General features: G+C 69.8%; 9 protein-coding genes, 1 tRNA gene and 1 rRNA gene. 1 reads left to right on the top strand and 10 read right to left on the bottom strand.

Going from position 1 to position 17672, the window contains the following annotated elements:
• Positions 1-81 precede the first annotated feature (81 nt).
• The 7 genes from ACWDSL_RS06900 to ACWDSL_RS06870 form a co-directional block, all read right to left on the bottom strand.
• Positions 82-633 (bottom strand): CinA family protein, encoded by a 552-nt coding sequence (locus ACWDSL_RS06900; RefSeq protein ID WP_450482467.1) that lies wholly within the window; start codon positions 631-633, stop codon positions 82-84.
• Positions 630-1265, bottom strand: coding sequence for a CDP-diacylglycerol--glycerol-3-phosphate 3-phosphatidyltransferase (gene pgsA, locus ACWDSL_RS06895; RefSeq protein WP_385627616.1), 636 nt, complete (start codon positions 1263-1265; stop codon positions 630-632). Before pgsA ends, ACWDSL_RS06900 begins: the two co-directional genes overlap by 4 nt.
• Positions 1262-2842: a 30S ribosomal protein S12 methylthiotransferase RimO gene (gene rimO / locus ACWDSL_RS06890; protein ID WP_450482465.1), complete on the bottom strand. Its 1581-nt coding sequence runs from the start codon at positions 2840-2842 to the stop codon at positions 1262-1264. The genes pgsA and rimO overlap by 4 nt, the downstream gene beginning before the upstream one ends.
• A 63-nt stretch (positions 2843-2905) precedes the next feature.
• Positions 2906-3739, bottom strand: a complete 834-nt coding sequence (locus ACWDSL_RS06885) for a helix-turn-helix domain-containing protein (RefSeq protein ID WP_450482463.1) — start codon at positions 3737-3739, stop codon at positions 2906-2908.
• A 190-nt stretch (positions 3740-3929) separates the two neighbouring features.
• Positions 3930-6797: a DNA translocase FtsK gene (locus ACWDSL_RS06880; protein ID WP_450482461.1), complete on the bottom strand. Its 2868-nt coding sequence runs from the start codon at positions 6795-6797 to the stop codon at positions 3930-3932.
• 194 nt (positions 6798-6991) lie between these two features.
• Positions 6992-7669: a response regulator gene (locus tag ACWDSL_RS06875; protein ID WP_450482459.1), complete on the bottom strand. Its 678-nt coding sequence runs from the start codon at positions 7667-7669 to the stop codon at positions 6992-6994.
• A 274-nt stretch (positions 7670-7943) separates the two neighbouring features.
• Positions 7944-13466 carry a HAMP domain-containing protein gene (locus ACWDSL_RS06870; RefSeq protein WP_450482457.1) on the bottom strand — a complete coding sequence of 1841 codons (5523 nt, stop codon included), beginning with the start codon at positions 13464-13466 and terminating at the stop codon, positions 7944-7946.
• A 231-nt stretch (positions 13467-13697) separates the two neighbouring features.
• Between ACWDSL_RS06870 and ACWDSL_RS06865 the strand changes: the two genes are divergently transcribed.
• Entirely contained in the window at positions 13698-16361 is a 2664-nt protein-coding gene (locus tag ACWDSL_RS06865; RefSeq protein WP_450482455.1) for a SpoIIE family protein phosphatase, read from the top strand.
• Positions 16362-16434: 73 nt separating this feature from the next.
• Here the strand turns inward: ACWDSL_RS06865 and ACWDSL_RS06860 are convergent.
• The 3 genes from ACWDSL_RS06860 to rrf all read right to left on the bottom strand — a co-directional run bounded on the left by ACWDSL_RS06860 (position 16435) and on the right by rrf (position 17505).
• A tRNA-Thr gene (locus ACWDSL_RS06860) sits at positions 16435-16507 on the bottom strand.
• A gap of 77 nt (positions 16508-16584) precedes the next feature.
• Positions 16585-17283: a DegT/DnrJ/EryC1/StrS family aminotransferase gene (locus ACWDSL_RS06855; RefSeq protein WP_450482453.1), complete on the bottom strand. Its 699-nt coding sequence runs from the start codon at positions 17281-17283 to the stop codon at positions 16585-16587.
• Between the two features lie 105 nt (positions 17284-17388).
• Positions 17389-17505: ribosomal RNA gene (rrf, locus tag ACWDSL_RS06850) — 5S ribosomal RNA — on the bottom strand.
• Between the last annotated feature and the right edge of the window lie 167 nt (positions 17506-17672).

Here is a 17672-nt window from a genome sequence, read left to right as displayed (position 1 = left end):
CGGATCCTTCACGCCCCACCGTACCGCCTCTTGCTGCGCCCGTGCGGGGAGCGATGTCGTGTTCACTCAGGGCTGCAAACATCAAATCCCCCCGTGTTGTTCCGTATCCTGTGCCCTCGCAGTCGCGATCAATTCCCTCAACAGCAGCTTGACCGCCGCCTCCACGGTCTGTCCACGGATTCCGGCACGGTCTCCGGCCAGCCTCAGCGCCACCCCGGTGGCCGCCCCCGACGGCCCCGCCACGGCCACATGGACCGTGCCCACAGGCTGTCCGTCCTGCGGTGTGGGCCCGGCCACACCCGTGGTCGCCACACCCCAGTCCGCGCCCAGCACCCGCCGCACACCCTGCGCCATCTGCCGGGCGACCTCCGCGTCCACGGCCCCCCGGGCGTCGAGCAGGGCACCGTCCACGCCCAGCAGATCCCGCTTGAGTCCGGTGGCGTACGCGGTCACCGAGCCGCGGAAGGAGCGGGACGCGCCCGGTACGGCGGTCAGCTCGGCGGCCAGCAGCCCGCCGGTCAGCGACTCGGCCACGGCGACGGTCTCCCCGCGCCCCTCAAGCAGCCCCAGCGCCTCGGCCGCCACTCCCCCGATTCCCCCATTGCCCCCGTGGTCCCCGTGTTCCCCGGTCATCCCACGGACTCCCGCTCTGCGGCCAGGCCGGCCCTGCGCAGCACGATCGCCTGCCGGACGTAGTCGAGGCCGGTGAGCACGGTGAGCGCCACGGCCACGGCCATCACCCAGAAGCGCAGGGTGGCCAGCGGTCCGGTGAGCGCCAGAATGTACATGCCGACCGCGATGCCCTGCGCGAGCGTCTTCATCTTCCCGCCGCGGCTGGCCGGAATCACCCCGTGCTTGATCACCCAGAAGCGCATCAGTGTGATCCCGATCTCACGGAAGAGGATCACTCCGGTGACCCACCACGGAAGGTCGGACAGCGCCGAGAGACAGATCAGCGCGGCGCCCATGATCGCCTTGTCGGCGATCGGGTCGGCGATCTTGCCGAAGTTGGTGACCAGGTTGTACCGGCGGGCCAGATGCCCGTCGAAGAGGTCGGTGATCATGGCGATGGCGAACGCGGCCCAGGCGAAGGAGCGCCAGGCCGGGTCGTATCCGCCGTTGTGCAGCATCAACAACACGAATCCGGGCACCAGCAGCAGCCGGACCATGGTGAGGATGTTGGCGATGTTCCACAGCCCGACGGGCCGGGCGGCCGCGGCCGGCCGGTGGTGGCCCCCCGCGGCGGAGGCCGGGACTCCGCTCATCTGCCGGCCTCCTCGGAACACGCGCCGCCCGTCGGCAGCTCCCCCTGCTCCAGCACCTCGGCGACCAGGTCCACGCCTTCCGTCGCCACCACCTTCGCCGTGACCAGCTGCCCCACGGCCGGCACCGGACCGCTCCCGGACATGGTCAGCAGGGTCTGGCCGTCGGTCTCGGGCGCCTGGTGGGCGGCGCGGCCCACCAGGGATCCCACCCCCTCATAAGTGCCCTCGGCGCCGTCGGTGTCCTCGGCGGCGTACGCGTCACCGGACTCCTCGACCAGCACCTCGACCACATCGCCAAGACGCTCCTCCGCCCGCTGCGCGGTGAGCTCCTCGGCCAGCCGCGAGATATGCGCCAGCCGCTCGGCGACCTCGTCCGGATCGACCTTGTCCTCGTATGTCGCGGCCTCGGTGCCTTCCTCGTCCGAATACCCGAAGACGCCGATGGCGTCCAGCCGGGCCGCGCCGAGGAACCGCTCCAGCTCGGCCAGGTCGTCCTCGGTCTCGCCGGGGAAGCCGACGATGAAGTTGGACCGGACACCCGCCTGCGGCGCCTTGGCCCGGATCCGGTCCAGCAGCTCCAGGAAGCGGTCGGTGTCCCCGAAGCGGCGCATCGCCCGCAGCACCGAGGGGGCGGAGTGCTGGAAGGACAGATCGAAGTACGGCGCGACCTTCTCGGTCGAGGTGAGCACGTCGATCAGCCCGGGCCGCATCTCGGCGGGCTGGAGATAGCTGACCCGGATCCGCTCGATGCCGTCCACCGCGGCCAGCTCGGGCAGCAGCGTCTCCAGCAGCCGGATGTCGCCGAGGTCCTTGCCGTATGAGGTGTTGTTCTCGGAGACCAGCATGATCTCCTTCACGCCCTGCTCGGCCAGCCAGCGTGTCTCGCCCAGTACATCGGAGGGTCTGCGGGAGATGAAGGACCCGCGGAAGGACGGGATGGCGCAGAAGGAGCACCGCCGGTCGCAGCCGGAGGCCAGCTTGACCGAGGCCACCGGGCTGCTGCCCAGTCTGCGGCGCAGCGGGGCCCGGGGCCCGGAAGCCGGGGCCACGCCCGCGGGCAGATCCTCGGGCGCGGGCAGGTCCTCGGGCGAGGGGGCGGCCTCGGCCTGCGCATGGCCCGGCAGGGCGACCTCGGCGGCCCCCTGCCGCTCGGCCGGGCTGACGGGCAGCAGCTTGCGCCGGTCGCGCGGCGTGTGCGAGGCGTGGATCCCACCCGACAGGATGGTCTGCAGCCGGTCCGAGATATGGGCGTAGTCGTCGAAGCCGAGCACGCCGTCGGCCTCGGGCAGCGCCTCCGCCAGCTCTTTTCCGTACCGCTCGGCCATGCAGCCGACGGCGACCACGGCCTGGGTGCGGCCGTGGTCCTTCAGGTCGTTGGCCTCCAGCAGGGCGTCGACCGAGTCCTTCTTGGCCGCTTCTACGAATCCACACGTGTTGACGACGGCGACATCAGCATCGGCGGCTTCCTCGACGAGCTCCCAGCCGTCCGCCGCCAAGCGGCCTGCGAGCTCCTCCGAGTCCACCTCGTTACGGGCGCAGCCAAGAGTGACAAGGGCGACGGTGCGGCGTTCGGACATGCGCTCAGACTACTTCGTCGCGCCGACACCTCCCGCTGCCAGGGCTCCCGTCCGGCTTTCGGCTCAGCCCGCCTCGGGATCTCCCTTGGTGTAGCTCAGCCGCTGGACCTGCCCGTTGGCCGCCAGATCCTTGACCTCCTTGCCGTTCACGAACAGCTTGATGGCCTGGGCGTTGCCGAGCACCAGATCGATTCGCTTGCTGTCGCTGAAGGTCTTGGAGTCGCCCTGGCGCAGCAGGCCCTCGTGGATCAGCCGTCCGTTGTGGTCCTGGGCGGAGATCCAGCTCTGTCCGTTCTCCGCGGTCAGCCTGACCGTGACCTTGTCCGCCGGAACACCCGCGATGGCGCTGTCGGAAGGCTCGGGCTTCTGGTCGGCCGGCTTGGTGGGGGTCGGCTTGGCGGTGGGCTTGGTCGTCGGCGGCTTGGCCGTCGTGCTCTCCTCGGCGACCGTGGAGCGGCCGTCCCCCTTTCCGCCGTTCTCGCCGCTGAAGAGCGTGAAGCCGACGAATCCGACCACCGCGACGATCGCCGCGACCATGGCGGCCGTCCAATTGGGGCGGCGGGGCTCGGGGCGGATCCGCTCGGCCTCGAACACCGGCGCCGCCAGGGTCGGCTCCGGGCGGCCTCCGTGCTCGGCGTCGTACTGGGCGACCACGGCGTCCGGATCGAGGCCGACGGCACGGGCGAGCACGCGGATATGCCCTCTGGCGTACACGTCGCCGCCGCACCGCGCGTAGTCGTCCTGCTCGATGCCTTGCAGCAGGGGAACGCGCACCCGGGTGGTCGTACTGACCTCGTCGACGGTCAGCCCCGCGGCGATGCGGGCCTGCTGGAGGGCGCGACCGACCGAAGGCCGGTCGTCTTCTGGCGAGTTGCCGGGGGAGTTGCCGATGGACACGGGGGCGCCTTTCGAGCGTGTAGCCACCTGCTGGAGGTTCAGTTTAGGGGTGGGGCGAAAGGGTCGGGCAAGCGGGAGGACGGAGTTTGTCCGCCATCAGGATTGCCGTATGACCACCATCGTGGGACATCCCTTCGCCACCTCCCTCAACTTGACGTATCGGCAGGGGAAACGGTTGCCCGCCGATTCCTTATGGGTGAGCCTCCCCGCGGATCACCGCGAGCACTCCATCCAATTCATCCGGTTTGACCATTACATCGCGCGCCTTGGAGCCCTCGCTCGGGCCGACGATCCCCCGCGACTCCATGAGGTCCATCAGCCGGCCCGCCTTGGCGAAGCCGACCCGCAGCTTCCGCTGGAGCATCGATGTCGACCCGAACTGTGTGGAAACGACCAGCTCAGCGGCCTGGCACAGCAGATCCAGATCGTCGCCGATGTCCTCGTCGATCTCCTTCTTCTTCGCCGACCCGACGGTGACGTCGTCGCGGAAGACGGGCGCCATCTGTGCCTTGCAGTGCTCGACAATGGCGGCGACCTCCTGCTCCGTGACGAAGGCACCCTGCATCCGGACCGGCTTGCTCGCGCCCATCGGCAGGAACAGGCTGTCGCCCTTGCCGATCAGCTTCTCGGCGCCTGCCTGGTCCAGGATCACCCGGCTGTCGGCCAGCGAGGAGGTGGCGAAGGCGAGCCGTGAGGGCACGTTCGCCTTGATCAGGCCGGTGACGACGTCCACGGACGGCCGCTGGGTGGCCAGCACCAGATGGATGCCCGCCGCGCGGGCCAGCTGGGTGATGCGGACGATCGAGTCCTCGACGTCCCGGGGCGCGACCATCATCAGGTCGGCGAGCTCGTCGACGATCACCAGCAGATACGGATAGGGCTTGAGCTCACGCTCGCTGCCGTCCGGCTGTTTCACCTTGCCGGCGCGGACCGCCGCGTTGAAGTCGTCCACATGCCGGAAGCCGAACGCCGCGAGGTCGTCGTAGCGCAGGTCCATCTCCCGTACGACCCACTGCAGGGCCTCGGCGGCGCGCTTGGGGTTGGTGATGATCGGCGTGACCAGATGCGGGATGCCCTCGTACGCGGTCAGCTCCACGCGCTTGGGGTCGACCAGCACCATCCGCACATCGTCCGGGGTGGCGCGCACCATGACGGAGGTGATCAGGCAGTTGATGCACGACGACTTTCCGGAGCCGGTGGCGCCGGCCACCAGCACATGGGGCATGGCCGCCAGGTTGTGCGCGACATAGCCGCCCTCGACGTCCTTGCCGAGCGCGACGATCATCGGGTGGTTGTCGCCGACGGAGTCGGCCGAGCGCAGCACGTCCCCCAGCCGGACCATCTCGCGGTCGCTGTTGGGGATCTCGATGCCCACGGCGGACTTGCCGGGGATCGGGCTGATGATGCGCACATCGGGGCTGGCGACGGCGTAGGCGATGTTCTTGGTCAGCGCCGTGATCCGCTCGACCTTCACCGCGGGGCCCAGCTCCACCTCGTAACGGGTGACCGTCGGCCCGCGGGTGAAGCCGGTGACGGACGCGTCCACCTTGAACTCGGTGAAGACGTTCGACAGCGAGGCGACGACGGCGTCGTTGGCCGGGCTGCGGCTCTTGCCGGGCCCGCCGCGCTCCAGCAGCTCGAGCGAGGGCAGGGCATAGGTGATGTCGCCGGAGAGCTGCAGCTGCTCGGCGCGCGGCGGCAGCGGCTCGGAGGGCTCGGGCGCGGGCCGGGTCAGGTCGGGGACGACGGCCGCCTGCTCCCCCTCGCCGGCCCCCTCTGGCAGATCGGGCCGCTTCCGCTTGCCCGCCGTGGCGCCCGTCTTGCCGCTCTGCTCGGCGTCGCGCGCACCCGGCACCGCGCCCGTGTCGGACCCGGTGCCCCGGTCTGTGGAGATCCCGCTGCTGAGCCCGGCGACCAGCGGTGAGGGCTGGACGCCGTGCAGCACCGCCCCGTCCAGGGCCGCGGCAGCGGCGGCCGCCACGTCCACGGCGTCCATCGGGCGGTCGAGCGGCGGCTGCGCGGACGGCGCGCGGCGCGTCCGCCGGCGCTTGCGCAGCGCATCCTCCTCGGCCCGCTCCGGGTCGCCGGCGCCCTGCGGGCCCCCCTGGTCCGCCGAGCCCCGTCGAGGCCGTCTGGCGGGCGTCTCGCGCCATTCCTCGGCGTACTCCCCGGCACCGTAGGGGTCGTAGTCGTCGTAGGCCCCGTAGCCCTCGTCGTCGGCCTGGTACTCGGCGGGGCGCTCCCGTACGAGGCCGAGCCTGACGCCGAGCCGGCGCAGCCGCTGCGGGATGGCGGCGACCGGCGTCGCGGTGACGACCAGCAGCCCGAAGACGGTGAGCAGCACCAGCAGCGGTACGGCCAGCACCTCGCCCATCGCGAGGATCAGCGGCCGGGACGCCGCCCAGCCGACGAGGCCGCCCGCGTCCTGGATCGCCTGGCTGCCCTGGCCGCGCCCCGGTGCCCCGCAGGCGATGTGGACCTGCCCGAGCACGCCGATCACCAGGGCGGACAGGCCGATGACGATCCGTCCGTTCGCCTCCGGCTTCTCGGGGTGGAGGATCAGCCGGACCGCGATGGCGCCCAGCAGTATCGGCACGACCAGGTCGAGCCGGCCGAAGGCGCCGGTGACCAGCACCTCGACCAGATCGCCGACCGGACCCTGGAGGTTGGACCAGGTGCCGACCGCGACGATCAGGGCCAGGGCGAGCAGCAGCAGCGCGCTGCCGTCCTTGCGGTGGGCCGGGTCCAGTCCCTTCGCGCCGCGCCCTATGCCGCGGAACAGCGCCGCGACGCCGCGGGCCAGGCCCATCCATACGGCGCGCGCCACGCGCAACACCCCGCTGGTGGGGTTGGGCGCGGGCTTGGGCGGCGCGGCCTTGGCGGCGGCCTTCTTCGGCGCGGCCTTCTTCGCGGGCGCGGCGGATTTCTTGGCAGGCGCCTTCTTGACAGCCGCTTTCTTCGCGGGTGCCTTCTTGGCGGCGCCCCCGGACTGCCCGGCGCGCTTCTTCGAGGTGCCCGCCGTGCTCTGGGAACCCTTGCCGGACGTACGAGAGGCCATGAGGGCGAGATTACCCGCGTCCGCCGTACGGAGCACGCATACGGCGGTGGCAGGCGACACTCACGTCACGCCACTCACGTCACACCCGTGACGGTCCCGGCAGCCCTGGCGGACGGAAGGGCGCGGGGTGACAGGACATCAAGGCGACGGGACGTCACGGCCAGGGTGCCGCAAGGAGCGTGACCGCGCGCCACTCAGGTCTGCGAGGGCATCGGGCTCGCTCCACCGCCGGCGCCGGGCTCCAACGCGTCCAGCGCCCGCCGCAGTCCGGTCAGTTTCCGCTCCAGATGGGCGGCGGTCGCCACGGCGGCCGCGTCCGCGGACTCGTCCAGCTGCTTCGACAGCGCCTCGGCCTGCTCCTCCACCGCGGCCAGCCGCGCGGACAGCTCGGCCAGCAGCCCCGCCGCCTCCCTGGCGTCCTCCCCGGCGGACTGGCCGCCCTCCAACTGCAGCCGCAGCAGCGAGGCCTGCTCCCTCAGCTGGCAGTTCTTCATATACAGATCGACGAACACCGAGACCTTCGCGCGCAGCACCCATGGGTCGAACGGCTTGGAGATGTAGTCGACCGCGCCCGCCGCATACCCGCGGAAGGTGTGATGCGGACCATGGTTGATCGCGGTGAGAAAGATGATCGGAATGTCACGGGTCCGCTCCCGCCGCTTGATATGCGCGGCGGTCTCGAAACCGTCCATCCCCGGCATCTGGACGTCCAGCAGGATGACCGCGAAGTCGTCCGTCAGCAGCGCCTTGAGCGCTTCCTCCCCTGACGATGCCCGTACCAGTGTCTGATCGAGCGCGGAGAGAATGGCCTCCAGCGCCAGCAGATTCTCCGGCCGGTCATCGACCAGGAGGATCTTGGCCTTCTGAACCATGGCCCGTCCTCCTCGCCCCGGCATGGGGCCTCCCCTGCTCGAAGAGCTCGGGGAAGCGCCGGGCGCCGCCCCGGGGGACGACTCCCTTGCGCCGCCCGTCCTTGTGCCGGTCATGGTAGCCGCACCCCGCTGTTCGCCACACCCTGTCACCGCGATGTCACTGTGCACGTAGCAGAAACGCGGTAAGAGACCAGAAGGTTCCCCGAACACGGTGTTCCCACACGTGTTCGGCGACACTCAGTCAACAGCCTTGCGGCCACCGCGTTCCCGCCGGTCACTCCGCGCCCATCCACTGTTCCATGACCGCGAGGAGATGATCCGTGTCCACGGGCTTGGTCACATAATCCGACGCACCGGCCTGGATGCTCTTCTCCCGGTCGCCCTTCATCGCCTTCGCGGTGAGGGCGATGATCGGCAGCCCGGCGAACTGCGGCATCCGGCGGATCGCCGCCGTCGTGGCGTAACCGTCCATCTCCGGCATCATGATGTCCATCAGGACGAGTACGACGTCGTCATGCTGCTCCAGCACCTCGATGCCCTCCCGGCCGTTCTCGGCGTAGAGCACCTGCAGCCCGTACTGTTCCAGCACGCTGGTGAGCGCGAACACATTGCGGATGTCGTCGTCGACGATCAGCACCTTCTCACCGTGGAACCCACCCACCGGCTCCGGCGCGACCAGGTCCTGACCACCCAACAGCCAGGGCTCGGGCGCCTCCGTACGCCGCGGGGCCGGGCGGCGGCCCGACCGGGCCAGGGCCGCCCCGCCGATCTCCTCCTGCGGCGCGACCCGCCGACCGCTCCGGTACCCCCCCGCGCCACCGCGCGCCCGCTGATGGCGCACCGCCACGGGCACCGAAGGCTCCCGCACGGCCTCCTGCGGCTCCGCGACGCCCTCCTCGCCCGCGGCCTCGGCGCCACTGTCCAGCACGGCCTCCAGGGCCAGCGCGGGCTCTCCGACGGGGCCGAGCTGCGGGTAGCCCTGGGGCGGCAGCTGGCTGGGGTGGAGCGGCAGGTACAGCGTGAAGGTCGAGCCGCGGCCCGGCTCACTGGCGGCGTGGATCTCACCGCCGAGCAGCCGGGCGATCTCCCGGCTGATGGACAGGCCGAGGCCGGTGCCGCCGTACTTGCGGCTGGTGGTGCCGTCGGCCTGCTTGAACGCCTCGAAGATCACCCGCATCTTGCTGCTCGCGATGCCGATGCCGGTGTCGGTGACCGAGAACGCGATCATCTCGGCGTCCGGGTCGCGCAGCGCGCCGTGCTCCAGCAGCTGCTCCCGGATCCCGTTAGGCACATCCGCGCCCGCGGGCCTGATGACCAGCTCCACGGCGCCGGTGTCGGTGAACTTCACCGCGTTGGAGAGCAGGTTGCGCAGCACCTGCAGCAGCCGCTGCTCGTCGGTGTGCAGCGTCGCCGGGAGCTCCGTGGAGACCCGTACGGAGAAGTCCAGGCCCTTCTCCGCGGTCAGCGGCCTGAACGTCGCCTCCACGTAGTCGACGAGCTGGATCAGGGCGATACGGGTCGGGCTGACGTCCATCTTGCCCGCCTCGACCTTCGACAGGTCCAGGATGTCGTTGATCAGCTGGAGCAGGTCCGAGCCCGCGCCGTGGATGGTCTCGGCGAACTCCACCTGCTTGGGCGAGAGATTGCCGTCGGCGTTGTCGGCCAGCAGCTTGGCGAGGATCAGCAGGGAGTTGAGCGGGGTGCGCAGCTCATGCGACATGTTCGCCAGGAACTCGCTCTTGTAGCGCATCGAGACGGCGAGTTGCTCGGCGCGCTCCTCCAGCACCTGCCGGGCCTCTTCGATCTCGGTGTTCTTGACCTCGATATCGCGGTTCTGCCGCGCCAGCAGCGCCGCCTTCTCCTCCAGCTCCGCGTTGGAGGCCTGCAGCGCCTTCTGCCGGTTCTCCAGCTCGGCGGACCGCTCGCGCAGCTGCTCGGTGAGCTCCTGCGACTGCTTGAGCAGCACCTCCGTCTTGGTGTTGACGCTGATGGTGTTGACGCTGGTGCCGATCATCTCGGCGATCTGGTTGAGGAAGTCCCGCTGGATCTGGGTGAAGGGCTGGAAGGAGGCCAGCTCGACCACGCCGAGGAGCTGGCTCTCGAACAGCACCGGCAGCACGATCACATTGGCGGGGGCGGCCTCGCCTAGGCCCGAGGAGATCTTCAGGTAGTTCGGCGGCACCCGCTCGATCAGGATGCTGCGCTTCTCCACCGCGACCGTGCCGATGAGCGAGTCGCCCGGCCGGAAGGTGGTCGGCATGGTGCCCTTGGAGTAGCCGTAACTGCCGATCAGGCGCAGCTCGTACGCGTCCTCCTCACTCTCGGCGCCGGCCTCGTCGGTCGGCATCGCCAGGAAGAACGCGCCATGCTGCGCGGAGACCACCGGGGTCAGCTCACTCATGATCAGCCGGGCGACGTCCGCCAGATCGCGCCGCCCCTGCATCAGACCGGAGATACGGGCCAGGTTGCCCTTGAGCCAGTCCTGCTCCTCGTTGGCGAGCGTCGTCTCCCGGAGGTTGGCGATCATGGTGTTGATGTTGTCCTGGAGGACCTGGATCTCGCCCGCGGCATCCACATCGATCTTGAGGTTGAGGTCGCCGCGGGTCACCGCGGTGGCGACCTCGGCGATGGCGCGCACCTGACGGGTCAGATTGCCCGCCATCTCGTTCACCGACTCGGTCAGGTCCTTCCAGGTGCCGGCCACGTCCCGCACCCGCGCCTGCCCGCCCAGCTGCCCCTCGGTGCCCACCTCACGGGCCACCCGGGTGACCTGGTCGCCGAACAAGGACAGCTGGTCGACCATCGTGTTGATCGTCGTCTTGAGCTCCAGGATCTCGCCCCGGGCCTCGATGTCGATCTTCTTCGTCAGGTCACCCTGGGCGATCGCCGTGGTGACCATCGCGATGTTGCGGACCTGCCCGGTCAGGTTGGACGCCATCGAGTTCACGGACTCGGTGAGGTCCTTCCAGGTCCCCGAGACACCGGGCACCCGCGCCTGGCCGCCGAGGATGCCGTCGGTGCCCACCTCGCGCGCCACCCGGGTGACCTCGTCCGCGAACGACGACAGCGTCGTCACCATCGTGTTGACGGTGTCGGCGAGCTGTGCGACCTCGCCCCGCGCCTCGACCGTCACCTTCTTCGTCAGATCCCCGTTGGCGACCGCGGCCGAGACCTGGGAGATGTTGCGCACCTGAATGGTGAGGTTGTTGGCCATCAGGTTGACGTTGTTGCTCAGGTCCTTCCAGATGCCGGTCACACCCGGCACCCGCGCCTGACCACCCAGCTGGCCCTCCGTACCCACCTCACGGGCCACCCGCGTGACCTGCTCCGCGAACGACGACAGCTGGTCCACCATCGTGTTCACGGTCGTGACGAGCTCCAGGATCTCGCCCTTGGCGTCGACCGTGATCTTCTTCGACAGATTGCCCTTGGCGACCGCCGTGGTCACCTCGGCGATGGAGCGCACCTGGGAAGTCAGGTTGTCGGCCATGCCGTTCACCGACTGGGTGAGGTCCTTCCAGGTGCCGGAGACCCCCTGCACCTCGGCCTGCCCGCCCAGTTGGCCCTCCGTACCCACCTCGCGGGCCACCCTGGTGACCTCCTCGGCGAACGAGGACAGCTGGTCGACCATGGTGTTCAGGGTGTTCTTGAGCTCCAGGATCTCGCCGCGGGCGTCCACCTCGATCTTCTGCGACAGGTCACCGCGCGCCACCGCCGTGGCGACCTGCGCGATGCTGCGGACCTGGGCGGTCAGATTGCCCGCCATGCTGTTCACCGAATCGGTCAGATCGCGCCAGACACCCGCCACGCCGGGCACCCGCGCCTGCCCGCCAAGACGGCCCTCCGTGCCCACCTCGCGGGCGACCCGGGTCACCTGCTCGGCGAAGTCGGAGAGCTGATCGACCATCGTGTTGATGGTGTTCTTCAGCTCCAGGATCTCGCCGCGGGCGTCCACCTCGATCTTCTGCGACAGATCGCCGCGCGCCACCGCCGTGGTCACCTGCGCGATTCCGCGCACCTGCGATGTCAGGTTCCCCGCCATGGAGTTGACGGAGTCGGTCAGGTCCTTCCAGGTGCCGCTGACGCCGTCGACCCGGGCCTGACCGCCAAGACGGCCCTCGGTGCCCACGTCCCGGGCCATCCGCGTGACCTGGTCGGCGAAGGACGACAGCTGGTCCACCATGGTGTTCACGGTGTTCTTCAGCTGGAGCATCTCGCCGGAGACGTCCACGGTGACCTTCTGCGACAGATCACCGTTGGCGACCGCCGTCGTCACCTGCGCGATATTGCGGACCTGTCCGGTGAGGTTACGGAACGCGGTGTTCACCGAATCGGTGAGGTCCTTCCACGTTCCCGCCGCACCCGGCACCTGCGCCTGGCCGCCGAGCTCGCCCTCGACGCCGATCTCCCGCGCCACCCGCGTCACCTCGGCGCCGAAGGACTGCAGTTGGTCGACCATCGTGTTGACGGTGTTCTTCAGCTCCAGCATCTCGCCGGCCACATCGACCGTGACCTTCTGCGACAGATCGCCGTTGGCGACCGCCGTCGTCACCTGCGCGATGTCCCGCACCTGCGCGGTGAGGTTACGGAACGCGGTGTTCACCGAATCGGTGAGATCCTTCCACGTTCCCGCCGCACCCGGCACCTGCGCCTGACCGCCCAGCAGGCCCTCGGCCCCGACCTCGCTGGCCACCCGCGTCACCTCGTCCGCGAAGGTGCGCAGCGTCTCGGTCATCGTGTTGATCGTCTCGGCGAGCTGGGCGACTTCGCCGCGCGCGCTCACCGTCACCTTCTGCGACAGATCGCCATTGGCGACCGCCGTGGTGACCTGGGCGATCCCGCGCACCTGGGCGGTGAGGTTCCCGGCCATCAGGTTGACGGAGTCCGTGAGGTCCTTCCACACCCCCGCCACGCCGGGGACCTTCGCCTGACCGCCCAGCTCGCCCTCGGTGCCCACCTCGCGGGCGACCCGCGTCACCTCCGAGGCGAAGGACGACAGCTGGTCCACCATCGTGTTGACGGTGTTTTTCAGTTCGAGCATTTCGCCGTCGACGTGAACCGTGACCTTACGGGACAGATCACCCTTGGCCACCGCCGTGGTCACCAGGGCGATATCCCGTACCTGAGCGGTGAGCCGCGACGCCATCGTGTTGACGGACTCCGTGAGGTCCTTCCAAGAACCCGCCATTCCGCGCACCCGGGCCTGGCCGCCGAGCTTGCCCTCGGTGCCCACCTCGCTGGCCACCCGAGTCACCTCGTCGGTGAACGCCGACAGCTGATCCACCAGGCCGTTGACCGTACGGCCGACCTTGAGGAACTCCCCGCGCAGCGGATGCGCCGAGCCGTCCGCCCCCTGCGAGCGCAGATCCATCCGCTGCTCCAGGTCGCCCTCGGCGACCGCCGACAGCACCCGGCCGACCTCGGAGACGGGGCGCACGAGATCATCCACCAGCGCATTGGAGGCATCGATGGCGGCTGCCCACGAGCCCTCGCACGCCCCCATCTCCAGGCGCTCCGTGAGTTTTCCCTCACGTCCGACCACCCGCCGCACCCGCGCCAGCTCGCCTGTGAGCTGCAGATTACGGTCGGCGACCTCGTTGAAGACCGCCGCGATCTCGGACATCACGCCCTCGCCCGAGACCGTCAGGCGCTTGCGGAAGTTCCCGTCCCGCATGGCCGTCATCGCCGTCAGCAGCCGGTTCAGGGCTGCCGTGTCCACTTCTGTCGTCCCATTGCTCCGGGACCGTCCGCCTTTCGCGCGCGTGCTCGTGCCTCGCGTCGCAGCGCCAGACTCCACCGTGTCCCTCCCGCAGGGTTGACCGTCGTCCTCGGGTTCTTCTTCCAGCCTGCCCAGTGTTTCACCATGGCCCAACCAGGCCATAACAGTTCGGCAGCATCGCACACCCCCGGAAGCACACTCCGGCTCCGACAGCACACTCTGGGGTGGAATCAGCCCCCACCGGCATTCGCGGAAGCGGCGGAGGTAAGTAACCTGGCATCCGGCCAGGCATCGGAGGGGCGCTGCGACATGGGTGAGCAGATCGCCGAGACACGTATGAGGAGACCTGTGATCACCGCGCGGGCTGCCGCCACCTTCGAACCGGTGGGACGCTCGGTCGCCTCCGCCCGCACCTTCGTCCGCGACACCCTCCAGGGGTGGGGCCTCACCGACATCGTCGACGACGCGGTCGTCCTGACCAGCGAACTGGTCACCAACGCCGTCGTGCACTCCGGGACGGCCGCCGACGTGGTCTGCGTCCGCGCCGAGACCGGCGCGCGCATCGAGGTCACCGACCGCTACCCGGAGCGCGAGCTCCCGCTGCAGACCACCAGCCGCCCCATCAGCAACCCCGACCGTGAGGGCGGCCGCGGTCTGCTGCTGTGCGCCGCGCTCGCCTCCCGCTGGGGCGTCGAGTACACCGCCACCCACAAGCAGGTCTGGTTCCATCTCGAATTCCCGGACCGCCTGGCCGGCACCCGCTCGGCCGGACCCGCCCTGCCCGTCGAAGCCCTGCCCGTCACCGACGCCCGGGTCCGCGTCGCGGTCACCCAGATCGACCGCACCGGCCTCATCAGCGCCTGGAACGACGACGCACAGGAACTGTTCGGCTACGCGGCGGACCAGATCGTCGGCAAACCCCTCACCGACCTCGCGGCCTGGCCGCACACCCCCGGCACCGGCACCGGAGTCGCCGAGGCCCTGCAGCTCTCCCGCTGGGAGGGCTCGTACGGCATCCGGGGCGCCGACGGCCGCGTCATCCCCGTATACGCCTCCCACCTCCGCGTCCGCGACGCCGACGGCGATCCGTCCACCGTCTGCCTGCTGGTGCGCGAGCGCGAGCGCGCGGTGCTCCAGAGCCCGCAGCGCGCCCCCGGGGCCGACTCCGTGGACAGCGCCGAGCGCGGGCCGACAGCCGACGCCTTCGAGGTCTCCATCGGCTCCCCCGCCCCCGACGACCTCGACGGGCTGCTCCAGCGCACCGTCGAGCGCGCCCGCGACATGCTCGACGGCGACGCCGCCTACCTGCTGCTCGCCACCGACGACGAGACGGAACTGGAGGTCCGCGCCTCCACCGGGCTCACCTCCGCCCGCCAGCGCTTCGCCCGCGTCCCCGTCGAGGCCGGCACCGGCCGCTACGGCTCGGCCCGGATGCCCGCCGTCCACGAAGACCTCTCCATCGTGCCGGGCGCCGTCCCACTCCTCGCCAACACCGGTCTGCGCTCGGTCGTCACCGTCCCGCTGAAGGTCGAGGGCCGGCTCACCGGCTCCCTCGGCGTCGCCTCCGAGTCCGCCGGCCGGTACAGCAACGAGGAAGCGCTACGGCTGCAGTTCGCCGCGGACCGCATCGCCCTCGCTGTCGAACGCGCACGGCTCACCGAACTCGAGCGGCTGCGCCGAAACTCCCTCTCCTTCCTCGTCGAGGCCTCCGATCTGCTCGCCGGAACGCTCGACCGCGACCAGACGCTCGCCCTCATGGCCCAGATGACCGTGCCCACGCTGGCCAACTGGTGCGCCGTCTACACCGTGGCCGACCCCGCCTCCGACCCCGAGCTGTCCTATGTGCTGCACGAGGACGAGGAGCGCATCGACGGCCTCAAGGCCCTGCTGACGAAGATCGAGCCGCCCGAGCAGGTGCGTACCGGCGGCGCCCGCCTGTGGACCGCCCCCTCCCAGGCCGCCCACGCCGCGGCGCTGCGCACCTCGCTGCGCGGTCTGAGCCTCGGCGACGCCGCCCGCCCCTCCTCCGGCCCCAGCGCCTCGCTCGCCACCGCCTCGGCCGTCGGCGGCGAGACCGTGGTGCTGCCACTGGTCGCCCGCAATCGCGTCATCGGTATGCTCACCCTCGGCAAGTCCACCGACGGGCACTTCCGCCAGGAGAACCTGGAACTCGCCGAAGACCTCTCCCGCAGGGCGGCCCTCGCCCTCGACAACGCCCGGCTGTACTCGGAGCGCACGGCCATCAGCCAGTCCCTCCAGCGCAGCCTGCTGCCGCCCGAACTGCCCGACGTCACCGGCGTGGAGGTCGAAGTCATCTACCGCGCGGCGGGCGAGGGCAACGAGGTCGGCGGCGACTTCTACGACCTCTTCCCGATCCGCGACGGCGCGTACGGCTTCGCCATCGGCGACGTCTGCGGCACCGGCCCCGAGGCCGCCGCGGTCACCGGCCTGGCACGCCATGCGCTACGGCTGCTCGCCCGCGAGGGCTTCGGCGGCCCGGCCGTGCTCGAACGTCTCAACACCGCCATCCTCGACGAGGGCGCCCGCAGCCGCTTTCTGACGCTCCTTTACGGGGAGCTGTGGCCGCAGGAGGACGGCAGCGCCGAGCTGAAGGTCGTCTGCGCGGGCCACCCGCTGCCCCTGCGGCTGCGCCAGGACGGCTCCGTGGAGCCCGCGGCCGAACCCCAGCCGCTGCTCGGCGTGATGGAAGACCTCGAACTGTACGAGCAGACCGTCACCCTCGACCCGGGCGACGTCCTGCTGTGCGTCACCGACGGCGTGACCGAGCGCCGCGAGGGCACGCGGATGCTCGGCGACGACGGCCTCGTCGACGTACTGACGGCCTGCACCGGTCTGACGGCCGGCGCGGTGGCCTCCCGGGTACTGCGCGCGGTGGAGCGGTTCGCGGCCCAGCCGCCGTCCGACGACATGGCCATCCTGGCCATGCGCGTCCCCGAGCCGCATGACGTCTGAGACACCTCGGGAAATTCGGCGAACATGACGAAGGCCCCCGCCAATTGGCGAGGGCCTTGTATCGCGAAATGAGAGCCCCAATACGGAATCGAACCGTAGACCTTCTCCTTACCATGGAGACGCTCTGCCGACTGAGCTATTGGGGCGCGTCGACGGAATAAATCATACCCCGAAGATCAGGGTGCTCCGTGACACTGTCCCAACGGCGGTCGGCAAGCCGCCGTTAAGCTGCCGCCTGAAGTACCCCGCCGAGGGCATTGCACGCGGACACCACACGCTGCAGCTCCCGCCGTGTCATCGCCGCGTCGATCGGCAAAGCCAGACATTCATCGGCGGCCCGCTCGGTCTCCGCGAGCCACAAATCCCGCCGGAATCGCGCGGTTCGGTGAGCCGGCGTCTGTACGGGAACGTGGCACATAACACCGCGGGAACGCAGCGTACGGGCGAAGGCGTCACGGTCCGGCCTGCCATTCCCCGGAACGCGCACCACGTACTGCTGATAGGTGTGCTGAACCCCGGTCGCCACGCAGGGGGTGATCACACCGCGCAGCTTGCCGTTCAGATACGCCGCGTTAGCCTGCCGCCGCAGCATCTCGGCATCCGGCACGGGCCGCGCCCCGTACTCGATGACGAGCAGGCCGTGCCGCTTACCGAGTTCACCCAGGCGGACCATGTCGGCCGGGTACCCGAAGGTGTGTACCACGATGACGGCGGCGGTCTGGGGCGTCAGCGCATCCGCCACCGCGACCGGGTCTATGCAGTAGGTATTGGCGTCGATATCCACGAAAACCGGCCGGGCCCCGGCCAGCAGAACCGCTTCCGCGGCCTCGGGGGTGCCGTACGACGGCACCACCACCTCGTCACCCGGCCGTACGCCCGACCGGGTGAGCTCTTGCAACAGCTCGTCCGCAGGAGTCCCCATGGCTGGCATCGTGCCCAGGCAACATGAACACCGAGTGGCCCGCAGCACAACAAAAGAGAGCTCTGTCAGGAACCAATGTTCCCAACAGAGCTCTCTCTAAGAATTGTTCGGCGGTGTCCTACTCTCCCACAGGGTCCCCCCTGCAGTACCATCGGCGCTGAAAGGCTTAGCTTCCGGGTTCGGAATGTAACCGGGCGTTTCCCTAACGCAATAACCACCGAAACACTATGAAGAAAACAAACCAACACCACACACCACCATCATGATGGTGTGGATCGGCTGGTCATTACTTCAGAACCAACACAGTGGACGCGAGCAACTGAGGACAAGCCCTCGGCCTATTAGTACCAGTCAACTCCACCGGTCACCCGGCTTCCATATCTGGCCTA

Source organism: Streptomyces sp. NPDC000941 (assembly GCF_053599555.1).
Note: the sequence above shows the minus strand (reverse complement) of the source record. Positions and strands in the feature narration are given on the sequence as shown.